Origin of the sequence: Niallia oryzisoli (genome assembly GCF_036670025.1) — a bacterium.
Classification (GTDB): Bacteria; Bacillota; Bacilli; order Bacillales; family Cytobacillaceae; genus Bacillus_BD; species Bacillus_BD oryzisoli.
In genome coordinates, this window is record NZ_CP137640.1 from 2,485,329 (window position 1) to 2,499,867 (window position 14,539).

13 protein-coding genes and 1 pseudogene are annotated in these 14,539 nt (G+C 35.3%); 9 read left to right on the forward strand and 5 right to left on the reverse strand.

The window, feature by feature from the left end; translation table 11 throughout:
• Positions 1-748 precede the first annotated feature (748 nt).
• On the forward strand, positions 749-1,045 hold the full coding sequence (locus R4Z09_RS12395) for a DUF2325 domain-containing protein (RefSeq protein WP_338452596.1): 297 nt from the start codon (positions 749-751) through the stop codon (positions 1,043-1,045).
• 426 nt (positions 1,046-1,471) lie between these two features.
• Positions 1,472-1,684 (forward strand): Fur-regulated basic protein FbpA, encoded by a 213-nt coding sequence (locus R4Z09_RS12400; RefSeq protein ID WP_338452597.1) that lies wholly within the window; start codon positions 1,472-1,474, stop codon positions 1,682-1,684.
• Between the two features lie 44 nt (positions 1,685-1,728).
• Here R4Z09_RS12400 and R4Z09_RS12405 read toward each other — a convergent pair whose 3' ends face one another.
• Complete coding sequence (locus tag R4Z09_RS12405) at positions 1,729-1,932, reverse strand: hypothetical protein (RefSeq protein WP_338452598.1); 204 nt, start codon at positions 1,930-1,932, stop codon at positions 1,729-1,731.
• 181 nt (positions 1,933-2,113) lie between these two features.
• Positions 2,114-2,782 (reverse strand): SRPBCC domain-containing protein, encoded by a 669-nt coding sequence (locus tag R4Z09_RS12410; protein WP_338452599.1) that lies wholly within the window; start codon positions 2,780-2,782, stop codon positions 2,114-2,116.
• A 695-nt stretch (positions 2,783-3,477) separates the two neighbouring features.
• Here R4Z09_RS12410 and R4Z09_RS12415 point away from each other — a divergent pair.
• Both R4Z09_RS12415 and R4Z09_RS31060 read left to right on the forward strand, forming a co-directional pair.
• Positions 3,478-4,170: a cell wall hydrolase gene (locus R4Z09_RS12415; protein WP_338452600.1), complete on the forward strand. Its 693-nt coding sequence runs from the start codon at positions 3,478-3,480 to the stop codon at positions 4,168-4,170.
• A 648-nt stretch (positions 4,171-4,818) separates the two neighbouring features.
• Entirely contained in the window at positions 4,819-5,328 is a 510-nt protein-coding gene (locus R4Z09_RS31060) for a CBO0543 family protein (protein ID WP_422392266.1), read from the forward strand.
• A gap of 440 nt (positions 5,329-5,768) precedes the next feature.
• Here R4Z09_RS31060 and R4Z09_RS12420 read toward each other — a convergent pair whose 3' ends face one another.
• Positions 5,769-7,043 (reverse strand): IS110 family transposase, encoded by a 1,275-nt coding sequence (locus R4Z09_RS12420; protein WP_338452480.1) that lies wholly within the window; start codon positions 7,041-7,043, stop codon positions 5,769-5,771.
• A 233-nt stretch (positions 7,044-7,276) separates the two neighbouring features.
• Between R4Z09_RS12420 and R4Z09_RS12425 the strand changes: the two genes are divergently transcribed.
• The 3 genes from R4Z09_RS12425 to R4Z09_RS12435 all read left to right on the forward strand — a co-directional run bounded on the left by R4Z09_RS12425 (position 7,277) and on the right by R4Z09_RS12435 (position 10,613).
• Positions 7,277-7,456 (forward strand): dihydrofolate reductase family protein, encoded by a 180-nt coding sequence (locus R4Z09_RS12425; protein ID WP_338452601.1) that lies wholly within the window; start codon positions 7,277-7,279, stop codon positions 7,454-7,456.
• 196 nt (positions 7,457-7,652) lie between these two features.
• Positions 7,653-8,645, forward strand: coding sequence for a zinc-dependent alcohol dehydrogenase family protein (locus R4Z09_RS12430; protein ID WP_338452602.1), 993 nt, complete (start codon positions 7,653-7,655; stop codon positions 8,643-8,645).
• Positions 8,646-10,133: 1,488 nt separating this feature from the next.
• A complete protein-coding gene (locus R4Z09_RS12435; protein ID WP_338453262.1) occupies positions 10,134-10,613 on the forward strand; it encodes a nucleoside deaminase in 480 nt (159 codons plus the stop codon).
• 113 nt (positions 10,614-10,726) lie between these two features.
• Here R4Z09_RS12435 and R4Z09_RS12440 read toward each other — a convergent pair whose 3' ends face one another.
• Positions 10,727-11,200 (reverse strand): hypothetical protein, encoded by a 474-nt coding sequence (locus R4Z09_RS12440; protein WP_338452603.1) that lies wholly within the window; start codon positions 11,198-11,200, stop codon positions 10,727-10,729.
• A gap of 792 nt (positions 11,201-11,992) precedes the next feature.
• On the opposite strand from R4Z09_RS12440, the gene R4Z09_RS12445 reads away from it, so the two are divergent.
• A complete protein-coding gene (locus tag R4Z09_RS12445) occupies positions 11,993-12,868 on the forward strand; it encodes a DMT family transporter (RefSeq protein WP_338452604.1) in 876 nt (291 codons plus the stop codon).
• A gap of 136 nt (positions 12,869-13,004) precedes the next feature.
• Here R4Z09_RS12445 and R4Z09_RS12450 read toward each other — a convergent pair.
• Positions 13,005-13,136 (reverse strand): annotated as a pseudogene (locus tag R4Z09_RS12450) (VOC family protein); the annotation flags it as partial.
• A gap of 274 nt (positions 13,137-13,410) precedes the next feature.
• Here R4Z09_RS12450 and R4Z09_RS12455 point away from each other — a divergent pair.
• The gene (locus R4Z09_RS12455; protein ID WP_338452605.1) at positions 13,411-14,376 is read left to right on the forward strand and encodes a quinone oxidoreductase; all 966 of its coding nucleotides are present in this window, start codon (positions 13,411-13,413) and stop codon (positions 14,374-14,376) included.
• Positions 14,377-14,539: the final 163 nt, after the last annotated feature.

A 14,539-nucleotide genomic window follows, 5' to 3' on the forward strand; every position in this document is an offset into this window, starting at 1 on the left:
AGCCTGCAAGATCATTTCATCCTTATGCATTTGGACGTTACAAGATATGTGGAAATGTATAGGAGTGTGGTCAGACTGGTTTAGTAGAAGTGTACAAAAGCGGGTAGGAAGAACCAATCCAAACGGGGCTGAAAAGAAAAAGAAAAAATTTTGAATGATAAGGAGCTGTTCCAGTGAGTATTTCAAGTAAAGCTGCAACTCGTGGTCCAATAAGTGTAATGTGGGAAACTGTTTCTGAAGCTTGTAATCTAGCATGCTTAAATTAGGGAATGTGGGTGTTCATTCTTTAGAGGAAATTTTCAGCAATCCAATCTACGATCAGTTTTTATAACTGAAGCCAGCTCTGCCCGAACAATGGAAAAAAGTGTGAGCATCTTTCATTATGTTATGGAGGCTGTTCAAGAAATAGATCTTGGAGCGAAAAAGGAAATAATCAATTCGAAACTGATTATTTCTGTCAGAGTTATAAAATGATTTATTCTTATGCCCATGAGCGTATGAAGCATGTTGCCAATAATATAAAAAGAAATGGTTAAAAGACAATATTAGTAGAGGAATTAAGCTGCCTGGAAGAAATGAACCATGCATCTGCGAAGTGGGGAAAAATTTATAAATTGCTGTCTTAAGCTTTAATAAAAAGAATGTTGTCTCTGTGACTGAAGAATAACTAATTTCGTTTTTTTATTTTAAAAAAATGACTTTAGAACTTCATATATTTTGTTAGTAGATATTTAAGGAGGAGATAAATATGACGTCAATGTTAATTATTGGTGGAGATCGACTAGGAACTATTTCTAAAAAGTTGGAGCATGAAGGATTTAATAAAGTTTTTCACGTGAATGGCAGAAAAAAACTAATGGTTCAAAAAGAGATTCCTAGTAAAGTGGATTTAGTTCTGGTGTTAACGGATTATATCAATCACAATCTTTCAAGAGCTATTAAAAGAAAGGCTCAAGAACATGGGGTGCCAATTTATTTTTCGAAACGATCATGGGGTTCTATATATAAAGAAATACAGAAAAGTCATATCGGAAAAACTGAGTAGAAAAAACGTGTACGAGATTAGAAACAGTGGGATGATTAGGAAAGCGAATTTTCCGGTCATTATGGCTGCGGTACCTTTTTATATAACACATCCATTAATCATGACAAGAACCAAATTATAAAACAGTGCCATGATTTTGTTGAACAGATAATTGACAATGGGGAAGTTAGGTCTGAACGAATAAATAGGGATTTTATCTTTTAATTCAAACTTAACACATAGATTTTATTTGTATAGTATGTAATAAATCACCGTAAACCGAATTGATTATTTAGAAATATTTTGTTGGTTTGCAGACTAGACCACTAGAGGCTTTCATCTTAAGATGAATGTGATCTTATACTGAGAGCCTTTTTGCAAATTATTGACACTAATATCAATTTTACAAAGTTGGTTTGTATTTATTATTAAGAAGGAGTGATTCAGATGGGGAAATTTTTTCAGGAAGGTATTGAAAAAAAACGTAAAAACTTAATAGATAAGTTGATTTTCTTTAATGTATATCCAAAAGATGATAATCAGCTTTATGAATTATCGCTTTCAAAACTAGAATATGAATATAGGAAGTTTCAATTAAAGAGCCATCCTCATGAAGAGTACGGTTCCATAAAATGGACTCATACCAATTCAAAGGATTAATGATTTAAAAAGGTACAAAGGGACAGGTACACTTCATCACATTCCTAAATTTCTTTATTCAGCTCCTCTTTCGAAAAGAATCCCGGATAGTAAAAACTCTCTCTGGCATCACAGAATAACCACCCATCTCGATCTTCTAATTTGACATCATCAATCACTTCAATATCAGCACATTCACCTTCACATCGGTATGACTTGTAGTAGTAAATCTCAACTTCATCCTGAAAAGTTTGATCTAATGCATGCACGACTTCATCTAATTCTTCATGGTGAAATAGGATTTCATTTGAGTCAAAGAAATTGAATCTGATATGGTTATTTAATAAAAAGGAGAAAAAAGGTCAGTTCAACGATGAGCTGGCCTTATTTATTATTGGTCAAATTGACTACCCATAATCTTTTAGAAAAATATTGCTTTTTTTAAACGGCTTAAATCTTTGTTAGATATTCATCTAATTGATCAAAGGTTCCGGAATATCCTTCCTGAGCCATCTCTTTTGAATCCTCAAAGGTTTTGCTCTCTTCCTCAGTAGGAGATACGGGAGCTACAATCATTGTAAGAGTAGTTTTACCTCCGTCTTCGGTTAGCGTAATGGTATTCAGGATTTCCATAGGCCAATTATCGTCAAAGGGTGCACGTACAGAGTTACCTTCTTCATCAGAAAAGAAACTGGTGTAAACAATTTTCTCTGGCGCAATCATTTCACTGTATACAAATTTAACCCACATCACATTTCCGTCAGCAGGTCTCTGGCTGTAGTGAAAGACACCGCCTGGATGGAAATCCGATTTAGCAACCTCGAATGTCCATCCTTTTGGCCCCCACCAATTCTTTAGGTGTTCCGATTCAGTTAACGCCTTAAACACAATTTCACGAGGAGCATTGAAGGTATGAGTGATTTTGATTTGAGTTGACAATGTGATTCCTCCCATCATTATAGTTTTTATTCTCTTTATTTTCTCTTTTTTTGCAAATCCTCCAAATAAAGCTATATACAACATGTTTACAACTGTGAAGTCTGGAATCCAAGCTATGTATATAAGATTGATATGCCACAAGAAATGGTGGTAAAGGAAAAGCGGATAGTTATTAAACAAGCAGTAAAACTTCTAGGATGACAGAAAGTGGAGCCTATTGATCATTTCCATGCTAGGATCGATAAACTTTTATTTCAAAATTTTTACTCTGTCATTCCATATGAACCTTGATTATTTCTATTTTTACATGTATGCAATAAACTAACTAGTCAGATGGATAGAAAAACATTGCTTACTAGGTTATTGCGCCTTATTTTTAAAATTAGAATAACCTTTCTCATAAGATTATATGTAAAAAATTCACATCGTTATTCAATGGTACTCTGTAGCAGCTTATTCAAGAATTGCTCGCAATTTTTGAAAAATAATTGTGCCTTCTTTAGCTACATGACCAATCCGATCAATTAACAATTGTCTTTCACGATAGAATAAACAGAGTGACGGTTTTCACGTCTCATAAATAGGGGATATTTTCTTTTAATTGAAACATCAGAACCATCCCGGTGTTTTATGATCGAAATGACTAATTTAAAAGTGAGTCGGACCATAATTAGGAAAATAAATAGCAAAATGTTCCTCCATTTTATAAAAAATGGATCGATTGTAACGATGGTATAGGAAATATGTCATAAAATCACCTTAGCTGTAATGTTGTACATTAAATCCTAAAGAAATGTAACTTTATCGTTCTGTCAAATGTGTACAAGCTCATGTTAGTGTTATAGCATACGAGTTTACTAGGAGGTTGTACACTCATGAAGAACACTTATATGAAGACATTCATTACAGCTTGTGCAGCTGTATTTGCTATTATAGGAGTAAATAATACTATGGTTGAGGCCATTACAGAAGATCGTAATGTCAATGGAGATACTCTTTTGGAACTTGGTCAACAAGATGGTGTAAAAGCTGAAAATGGTCTATCTAATGATTTGATTCTTATAGACGATATTCTGCAAATACCAGAACCGCAGACATCCGTCTTACCAATGTCAACACTTAAGCAGAAGAAAGTTGATCAACAGATAGAGCCTAAAGAAGAAATAAAAGAAGCGGAAACGGTAGAACCAGCCATTTCTCTTTCTAATGAAGAAAAAGACTTATTTGCCAGATTAGTAGAAGCAGAAGCAAAGGGTGAACCTTATGAAGGAAAAGTAGCCGTTGCGACGGTTGTCTTAAATCGGGTGGAGTCTCCCGAGTTTCCGGATACGGTGACAAATGTCATTAATGAAGTGGTAGGCAATGCCTATGCCTTTTCTCCAGTACAAAACGGTGAAATCAACAAACCTGCGTCGGATGACTCAATACGAGCTGTGGAAGAAGCATTAACACGAAAAGATCGTTTACAGGACTGCATTTTCTTCTATAATCCAGAGATTGCAACAGATACTTGGATTCGCAGCCGTGAAGTCGTAACAACGATTGGAAACCATGTCTTTGCGAAATAAGGAATAAGGGAACGGTTCGAGGTCACTGAAAAATCCACTGTTTTCAATGGTCCCGAACCGTTTTCTAACCAATAGGGTTACACTTTATTAAAAAATAATATTCCTTCAGTAATTCTTTAATGAAACTAAAATATATTATACTAACAATCCTTTTAAGCATATGAATTTCCTGGAGTTTTAGCGTAAAATTCAGAATGAGAAGCATATGAAAAAACCCCCTATGGTTTGGTGTCTAATCAACATCCATTATACCATTTAGGGGGTTTTTCAATTTTGAAAATGTATGGTTTTAAACCATTTAATATACAGCTAATTGTACTAGAAATTTGATGACTTTTTCACTTGTCTCGGACGGTTCTCACGTTTCATAAATGAAAATTTTTTCCTTAAAATGTAAGGGCAGAACCGTTCCCGCGTTTCTACAGTCTTTTTCAATATTTGCTCTTAGAAACAGTGGGATGGTTCACATTTCATAAATGGTAAATTTTTCCTTAAAATACAACAGCATAACTGTATCCATGTAGTACAAATAAAATTGTGAACGCGGAAATTAACACAACAGAGTGCTTTAGTGGAAGAGCAGAAATTAATTTTTTTGAACTTTTTGCAGATATTATAATAAAAAGTATTGAAATCGGGTGAAAATTATTGCGTATTGTTCTGTGCCTAACTCTTGTACTTTGTTGTTGGAAATTTGGTGATGTAAAAAACTGGGGAAAATACTATCCCACTATTTTATATCTGGTTGTAAATAATTTATTATATAATTTTTTTGTTAGCGGAAAAAAATATTTTCTATGGATGTTGGAATCTGATTTTTTATTAAATCATACCTTTTCATTTTTAGTACAAACTTTCATTATCTTTCCATGTATGGTAATACTGTTCTTATCCTATTTACCTAAGTCTCGGAGGGAAGTAGCATCATATTTAATAATATCGGCATTAATTCTTGTTGGGATTGAAACCGTTATGTATCTTGCTGGAAAAATTACATACCATAACGGATGGAATTATTGGTGGTCAGTCGCATTTAATTTTTTATGGGTTATTATGTTGAGATTTCATTACATTAAACCCATTCCTGCTTGGTTCGTTTCGTTTATATTTACAGCGTTTTTTATCATATACTTTCATGTACCGTTACCTGAGCCGTAAATAGTATATGAATTTCAATTATTTCTATCTAATAAGCTCCCTCAGTAAGATGCGATTATCTCTCAAATACTCACTAATTCGCAGGATTTCAAATCACTTGAAATGACCATATGGGATTGATTGAATGAGATTTTGACATGAAGGCTGGATGAAGGCGTACTTAAATAAAGGATTCAGTAATAAATCCAATGATTTCCATATAATGCACGTATTCTCCACGCTACCCCTGGAGGTTTTCACTCCCATGTCTCAACGGGTCAATGCCCTCTCATTCCTTCGTTACACCTATCCAAGTGGTAGAGGCCGGTCTTTCTAACGGAACGGGTCTGAGCCCTTTTGCACAATAAATCCGGTACTCGTACTTTCTTTGAAATCCTACGAATAAGCCAATATTCGAAAGGTATTAAACTTAAAGTAATTATTTATTTATCAATTTAACATTAGGCAGCTATTGACATAATAGGTTGTACCTTCTCAGGATGATAGGAATCATTCTTTCTGGCCATTCCTACTAATACTCTTGCGAGTTTATGAATTAATTTCATAATTGATTTCATTTTCTTCATCTTTTTCACTTTAACATTGTTAGCGTGCAGCTCTTTAAAATCAGGGTTGTTCATGACAAGACTCATAGTCGCTAAATACAAGAAGCGCCGTAAACGAGATCTCCCACGTTTGGAGAGGACAATTTGACCTTTCCATTTACCTGAACTTGCCTCTGCAAGATGCAATCCAGCATGACGCAATAAAGAATTCCCGTGTGCAAATCCACTTAGATCTCCTGATTCTCCTAAAATGCCTGCAAGGGCAATTTCGCTAATCCCTTTAATGGCAAGTAACTTTCTTGCGAAAGGTATTCGTTTAAGGACTTCAGTGACTTCCTTTTCAACTCGCTCAAGTTGCGCGGTTGCTAGATCAAACTCTTCAATTAATTGTTCCAGATGGAGTTTATAAGCATCAAGTGCTTGTCGAGTTCCGACTGAATGCATAGCTAATTCAATTAATACTTGTGCTTTTCTTAACCCAGGTTGTCTCTTCATTTGGGTTTTCCAGCCTACAACGATATCTGGTGCTTTCATTGAACGTAGTTCAAGTGGTGTAGGGAATAAGCGTAGAGTTGCCATTGCCCCTTTGCCTTTAACATCTTTGAATACCTGCCGAAGTTCGGGGAAAACAATATCGACCCAACGGTTTATTTGATTGACAGCACTGACATATCGTTTAACCGTCATGTCACGGTTAGACATTAAAACTCTTAGTTTTTCAAAGGCCTCAGAAGTAGGACGAATAAAGGAATAGTAACCATTCTTGACCATATCAGCGATAACAAGAGCATCTTTTTTATCACTTTTAGATCGGCTATTATCACGGTTTTCCTTATTCTTTTTTACGAGGTGTGGGTTAACAGTTACTGCTTCAATATCTTGGTCATATAGCCATTTTGATAGGTTAACCCAGTAATGTCCTGTAGGTTCCATGCCGATAATAGTAGAGGCAAAACCTTTTAAGGTTTTTAACTGGTTAATCCATTGAAGTAATCTAGCAAAACCCTCTTCATTATTTTCAAATGTAAGAGGATCACCGACTATTATTCCACGGAAATTTACAGCTCTAGCTACGTGTAATTCTTGGGCGATATCCACACCAACCACAAGGTGTTTATCTGAAATTCTCTCAATTAGTTGATTTTGTTTGTCTTGCATCTTAAACTTCATATTAGGGTTCCTCCTTAAGGTTTTGAGTTAGAGTGGTGTCTATACTCATATCTTACTAAGGGACCTAATTTTTTTCAAAGTTGATAATTAGCTGTCTACAGGAATTCTAACGGGTACTCTCTTTTAAATTCTTTCTTTAAAAGAGAAGGGAAATAGAAGAAGATATTAAGAACATTTGGGAAACTCGTGGAAGGTTCTATCTTTTCATTATGTGAAACACTAGAACCTTCTAATTGTTACATACATTTATACAAAGAAAATTGGTTGATGAACTCATTATAACGGTTGCCCCAACTGTACTTGGTAAAGGCATTCCATTATTTAGAGAGGAAGATTACCAGCTCGATCTCTCATTAAAAGGAATGAGGAGCTTTAATCAATTTGTTGAACTTCATTATGTAGTTAAAAAATAAAGTTAACACCCTTAAACTAACTTGCAGAATACTTCAATAAGAATTCATCAAGAATTTTTGAAATATATAGTAAAATTATAGTTAGAAAAACAATTATTCATTTTTAATGAGGCCTAATTGTTCGAAAGGGGTAAGAAGGAAGCCTATTTGCAGTGATATAATTAAAATAAATCTTACTTTAAGGAGACTTATAGTTTTGGATGCAAAATATATTAAATTCTGCGAATTTGGCAGTCCTAAAGATGTGTTAAAAATTGAATATAAAACCATTGAACCACCAAAAGATAATGAAGTTCTTGTTCGAATGTTGACACGACCTATTAATCCTTCTGATTTAATTCCAATTAGAGGGGCATATTCTCATCGAATTTCTTTACCTAATATTCCTGGTTATGAAGGAGTGGGGATTGTAGAAGATGTAGGTCCTTTTGTTTCAAAAAACCTTATCGGTAAACGAGTTTTACCTTTGCGCGGGGAAGGTACATGGCAAGAATTTGTTAAAACATCAGCAGAATTTACCGTTCCTATACCTGATTCTATTGATAATTTTACGGCATCACAAATGTATATTAATCCCGTTACAGCGTGGGTGGTTTGTACAGAAGTTTTAAAATTAAAACCAAATGCTGTTTTATTGGTTAACGCATGTGGTTCTTCAATTGGGCATATTTTTGCTCAATTATCAAAGATTTTAGGTATTCGAATGATTGCAGTGACTAGAAATAATAAATATACAGAAGATTTACTTCATCTCGGTGCTTCTTATGTGATAGATACCTCTAAAGCTTCGCTTTATGAAACAGTTATAGAATTAACAAATGGAATGGGTGCAGATGCAGCTATTGATTCCGTTGGTGGTTCATCTGGAAACGACTTGGCTTTTAATGTCCGCCCTAATGGGAACTTTATAGCCATCGGTCTTTTATCAGGGGTACAAGTAAACTGGGCAGATATTGTAAATAAAGCAAAGGTGAATACGAATATATTTCATTTGCGGAATTGGAATAAAAATATCTCGGCGGATAGATGGCAAGAAACTTTTAATCATTTAATAAGGCTAGTAGCTGATAAAAAATTACGTTTGATGATGATAGATTCTAAGTATGACTTGTCGGATGTAAAAAAGGCTATTGATGTTGTTGAATCTTCTAAAACAACTAAAGGGAAAGTATTTTTAACAAGTTACTAAGTTCATTCTTGTTCAACAAAAGGGTAGCAAGAGTTAAAGATTAGGATGGCTGCGGCGATCCCGTTTTTTATTGCACTAAAGTAGATTTTTAATTTATTTAAGTAATATCTGGCTCGAGATATCGATAGGAACAAATTTAGGCATAAGTCTCTTCATTTTTATGGGCATTGTTCAAGTTTAACCTGAAGAAAATCAAAAAAATCCCTGTATAGAGTTATCTACACAGATATTGATTTAATGATTGAAACGGCAGAAATGTCCCGCGTTTCCACGATTCATTATAAAGTTCCATTTAATACTAAATGTCAAGAAATAGTGATTAAATTGAATTATAGCTTCTTATATATCTACTCCTAAAAGGGTGGATTTTCTAATTAAACAACACTTTTTAGCTGGCTTTTTTGGAAAAAAAGATTCATTACTTTAGTGGAAATCTCTCACTTGTTTTTTTTATGCTCAAACAAATGCTATCTGATAAAAATTATTTAAAGTCGTTTTCTTTGGAGAGCGACTTTTTTTCTTGTTATATCTTAAGTTTCGTTAAGTTTCATTAAGTTTTATTCATTTCTTTTCGGAGATTAGGGAATACTTAATCAAGATTATTGAATATTTAAAGAGGTAAACCTGCATGAATAGAAAGCAAAAAGCAAGAATTAAACATATCATTTTGATAATAAGTATTATATTGTTAAGCCGTAATTCTTGGCGTGACATTCCAAAGTATTACAAAAGTATCTTTTATGTCAGTTTTGTTAATATCCTTTATTATTTAATGTGTAGAAGACATCTTGTTTGGGAATTTACACCGATCGGTATTAACTGGTGGTTTATTAGAATTGTACATGTGATAATAATAACCCCATTATTAGTGCTTATATTTTTAGCAAAATTTCCAAATTCGCTTTTTAAACAAGTTATTTATACTGTTAATTGGGTTGTAATGTCCTCTGCTGTTGAATATTTTTTAAATAAACATAAACTAATCATATATTCTCATGGCTGGAATATTTTTTGGACTGGGTTAATATACGCAAAGATGTATGTATATAGTTATTTAATTACTAAAAATCCATTCATTACGTGGTTCCTTTCTTTGTGTTCTGTTATTTTTTTTACAATAAAATTTAAAGTGCCAATGAGACGGAAACATATTTCAAGTAAATTTGATCGGTTTGTTGACATTTACTATCATTCATTTTTAGAGGATATATTTTGTCTGAGAAAAAGTCGGTAACATAGGCAACAGACTTTTTTATTTTCTTTATAAAATATTTAGTTGTCATAACTTATAGGTTTTGACACTAAATAAAACTGTTATAGTTTTTTAAAACATTAAAAAGCCGATTCCTAAATTTGGGAATCGGTTCTAAGCTTGCCAAATAAAGTTAGATTTGTTTGATTTTTAATAAGATCAGTCTTCCAAAAACGGGTCATGTTTATCGAAGACTGATGTAAAAAATAAAAAAGGACGAGGAGGATTCATATAAGATCAGTGATACAGACTTGAAGCACCTGCGACGTTGTATTGAACTAGCAAAAACTGCACTGGAAAAAGGTGACGAGCCATTTGGTTCAGTCCTTGTCTCAGCCAACGGCGACGTGCTTGCAGAAGACCATAACCACGTTGCAGGTGGAGACCATACCCAACACCCAGAATTTGCATTAGCACGATGGGCAGCCGGGAACATGACATCTGAAGAAAGAGGCAAGGCGACGGTATATACTTCAGGCGAACATTGCCCTATGTGCGCAGCGGCCCACGGTTGGGTTGGTTTAGGTCGGATCGTTTATGCAAGTTCGTCCGAACAGCTGGTACAATGGTTGAGTGAAATGGGGGTTACTCCATCACGTGTTCGAAATCTTCCCATTCAAGATGTTATTCGTGATACCATAATAGATGGTCCTGTTCCTGAACTAGCGGAGCAAGTTCGTCAACTCCATCGTCAGTTTCACGCAAGGAGATGTTGAACATATCGCACCCTGATAGTTATATTTGCCATAATAAAAACCCACCGTAAGTAAGATGAGTTTTTTTAGCGTATATCCCAAATGGAATCTATCGGATCTGATTGTATAGGGAGTTAGCAATAAAGAACAACTTTATTGGAAGCACCGCTTGTAACTCCATAAGCTGTGACTTCAACTGATTGATTTAGTACTGCTCTTCTGCAGGACACTGCACGTTCTGGGACATATAAAACACCGTTACCATCTGCTTGGCGGTCAAAGCTATCGGAATAAGTAGGTACCCCCCTAATAAATGTTCGTATTTCTATTGTTATTGATTCATCTGATGTAAATCCTTCTCCCCTAATGACGATGGTTACCCAATCAGGATGAGGACGTGGATACTTAAAAGCGGCTTGAATAACAGGTGCTGTTTGGCTTATGCCAAAATCTGTCATAGGTGCGTATGTTGTTGGCATTGAGTAGGGATAGTAGGAATTATAGGGATAGGTAGGGACCATATAAATAGGTTCGCACCATGTTCGACAGTAATCGGCATCGTGTCCAGCGTCTAAGCATTGTTGCATACAAGTTGGGCGACGAAACATGTGTATCACTCCTGATCTTAATCTTGTTCTTTCGTGATATTATATATAGTTTTATACTTTTTGGTTAATTGTCCATGCATAATTGAATGATTGCTAAACATTGAAGATGCTAATAAACAAAAGGACCTAACAAAGGGTTATACAAATGGGGTGTTTAAATGGCCTTTAAAAAAAGAAAACCTCCAAAACTTAGTGAAGCTGCAACTAGGACTTTTAGAAGATTAGCAGAAGAAAAAAGTAAAGATAGACAAGCAAAAATTAAAAGAACAAAATAAATGTGAGAAAGTTCGAAAACTCTAAATTTGATCGGGTTTGAATTAAAAAAGGGACGGTTTTCACGCTTCATCAATGGAGTTATATGCTTTAATTAATGCAACGGCAGAATCGTCCCGCAGTATTATTGGAGACATTTATGACTTTGCTATAACTGATGAACCGATAAGTCAATAGTGTGTGGCATTTAAATATAGTAGCGAATGGTTAACCAGGATTTCATTTGAAGCCCAGAAATTAAATTTGATATGATCATTTAATGAATAATGGTGTAAAGGGTCAGTTCGACGATGAGCTGGCCTTATTTATTATTGGTCACAAGTGAAACACAAGAATATTCTTTGCTATAATAAAACGCAGAGAATCGTGGTAGGACTGAGGTGAATCTAACATGTTTTGGACCCCATTATTTGAAAATGATGTACCTGTAGCACTCTTCTGCTCTTAATGGAGTGAAGGTGACTACATCTCTCCGTTAGGGCATTGTTGACCTAAACAAATGTCGGAGGGTACAGAAAAATGAAAAACACCTTATTAGGTTCTTTATATTTAATTTTAGCTTCAAGTATTTGGGGCGGTATGTATGTTGTTGTTAAAGTTGTTGTATCGGTCATACCTCCACTTGAACTGGTGTGGATGCGTTATTTAGTGGCTATTGTGGCACTTCTAGTGATCGGCTTTATAACAAGACAAAATTGGCGAATAGAAAAACGTTATGTCTTAATCATCATTGCCATTGGAATCATAGGTAATGTTATTTCAATTGTTACGCAGGAAACGGGTACGATGCTATCCACAGCACAAATGGGAGCGATCATAACTTCTTCAACACCTGCATTTATGGTTATTTTTGCTCGCTTAATCCTTAAAGAACGGATGACGTTAAAAAAGGGCATCTCCGTTTGTTTAGCGACCATTGGAGTGTTGCTCATTGTCGGAATTGGTGATGTGAATATGTCTAGTATACTTGGAGGTATTTCATTACTCATTGCAGCATTAACTTGGGCACTCATGTCAGTACTTGTAAAGCTTTTGCCGAGTGATTATTCACAAATTGTGGTAACGACCTATTCCATCTTGGTAGCATTATTCGTTTTAACTCCTTTTGTATTGCCACGCTTACACGAAATTCATATCGCTCAACTGGCTCACCCGGCCATTTGGGGAGGGACTTTGTATTTGGGTATTATCTCAACAGCAGGGGGATTTTTACTTTGGAATCGTGGATTACAAATGCTTAACGCCTCAAGTGGTGGAATATATTTCTTCTTTCAACCCGTGGTTGGAACATTACTCGGATGGCTTATTCTAGGAGAGACCATCGGTGTAACATTTTGGATAGGCTCCATCCTAATCCTTACGGGTGTTGTATTTGTTATGATTGAGAAAAGATAGTTTGTAAGAACCCCTTCGATTTTAATTGAAGGGGTCTTGTTTGTCTGACAAAATTAAATGTTGGTAAATTTTTATTAATTTATAAAAATCACAAAGGTCTCTTTTTTTTACTTGTTAAATTAACATGAAGGTCTTCTTAATATTTAGGTAGATTTAGTTGCCACGAAACTCCAAAACCGTCATTTACCGATCCGAACTTTTTACTGAAACCATAATCGCCTAAAGGCATAAGTGCTTGTCCATCTTCGTTGAGTTTTTGATAAACATTATGGCCGTAATTAACAGCCATATTTCAGAAAGAACCGATCCTAACACTGACAGGATTAATAATGATGTAAATTTAAACGCTCCTTGCATATATACCGACCTATTTATGCTCACAATAAAAGAAAGTGATTTTAAAATTGAACCAGTTCACAATTCAGCAGATAAAATGTTTGAAAGAAAAAACGAAACGTGATAGTGATATCAATATAGTTTTAATTATATTGTCTCACGTTAGAATTACATTTAATAATTCATTCTAGAGAAGAGGTATATATATGAAAGCACTTGTTTTTAATACATTTGGAGGCCCGGAAGTCTTGGAATATTGCGAAGTAATGGATCCTGTCATCGGTCCGGATGAAATTCTTGTAAGAATGAAAGCAATTGGCCTAAACTTTGCAGACATTTATAGAAGGAAAGGAAATTATCATCTTGCCGGGGGGCCTCCATATATTTTAGGTTATGAAGGTGCCGGAATTGTAGAAAAAGTAGGAGCAGAAGTACAAGGCATAGGCTCAGGAGACCGTATTGCATTTGCTGATGTTCCATTTGCCAATGCAGAGCTAGTAGCTGTTCCATATGAAAAATTGATACCTCTACCAGGATCCGTTTCATTTCAGGAGGCTGCATCTATACTTCTTCAAGGGCTAACTGCACATTATCTTACAAGGGACAGCTATGCTGTAAAACAGAATGATGTTGTCTTAGTACACGCAGCAGCCGGAGGTGTCGGGCAGCTTCTTGTTCAAATTGTAAAGCTTCTTGGTGGTAAGGTAATAGGCCTAACATCTTCGAAGGAAAAAGTTGAAGTTGCAAAAAAAGTGGGAGCGGATTTGGTTCTCCAGTACCAGGATGACTGGAAGCAGAAAGTTCTGGAAGAAACGAACGGCAAAGGGGTGGATGTTGTTTATGAATCAATAGGCTCTACACTCATGGACAGTTTTGCTGTTACGCGCATCGGTGGTACAGTTGTATTTTATGGGATGGCGGGTGGAGATCCGGCTTCAGTTGATCCCCGTATGTTGATGGATACCTCAAAAACTCTAACGGGTGGAGATCTTTGGAATGTTCTCACTTCTAAGGAAGAAAGAGTGACACGATCAAAAGAACTGTTTAGATGGATAGAAGAAGGAAAAGTAAAAGTATCGGAGCCAACCACTTTTGCGTTAAGAGATGGACAAGAAGCTCACCAATATCTAGAAAGCCGAAAAAGTACGGGTAAAATCTTATTACTTCCATAAGGGGCAGCGTCAGAAGACCAAACAACAAGGAATTCTGTTTTGAAAGAAATGGCTTTATCATCTATTCATTCTTTTTGTATGAAAACCTTTCAAAATAGGGCGCTTTAGGGAATGCGCTCTTTTTGGGGGCCATAGAGTTTAATCATAAGACAAGTTTCTTAAA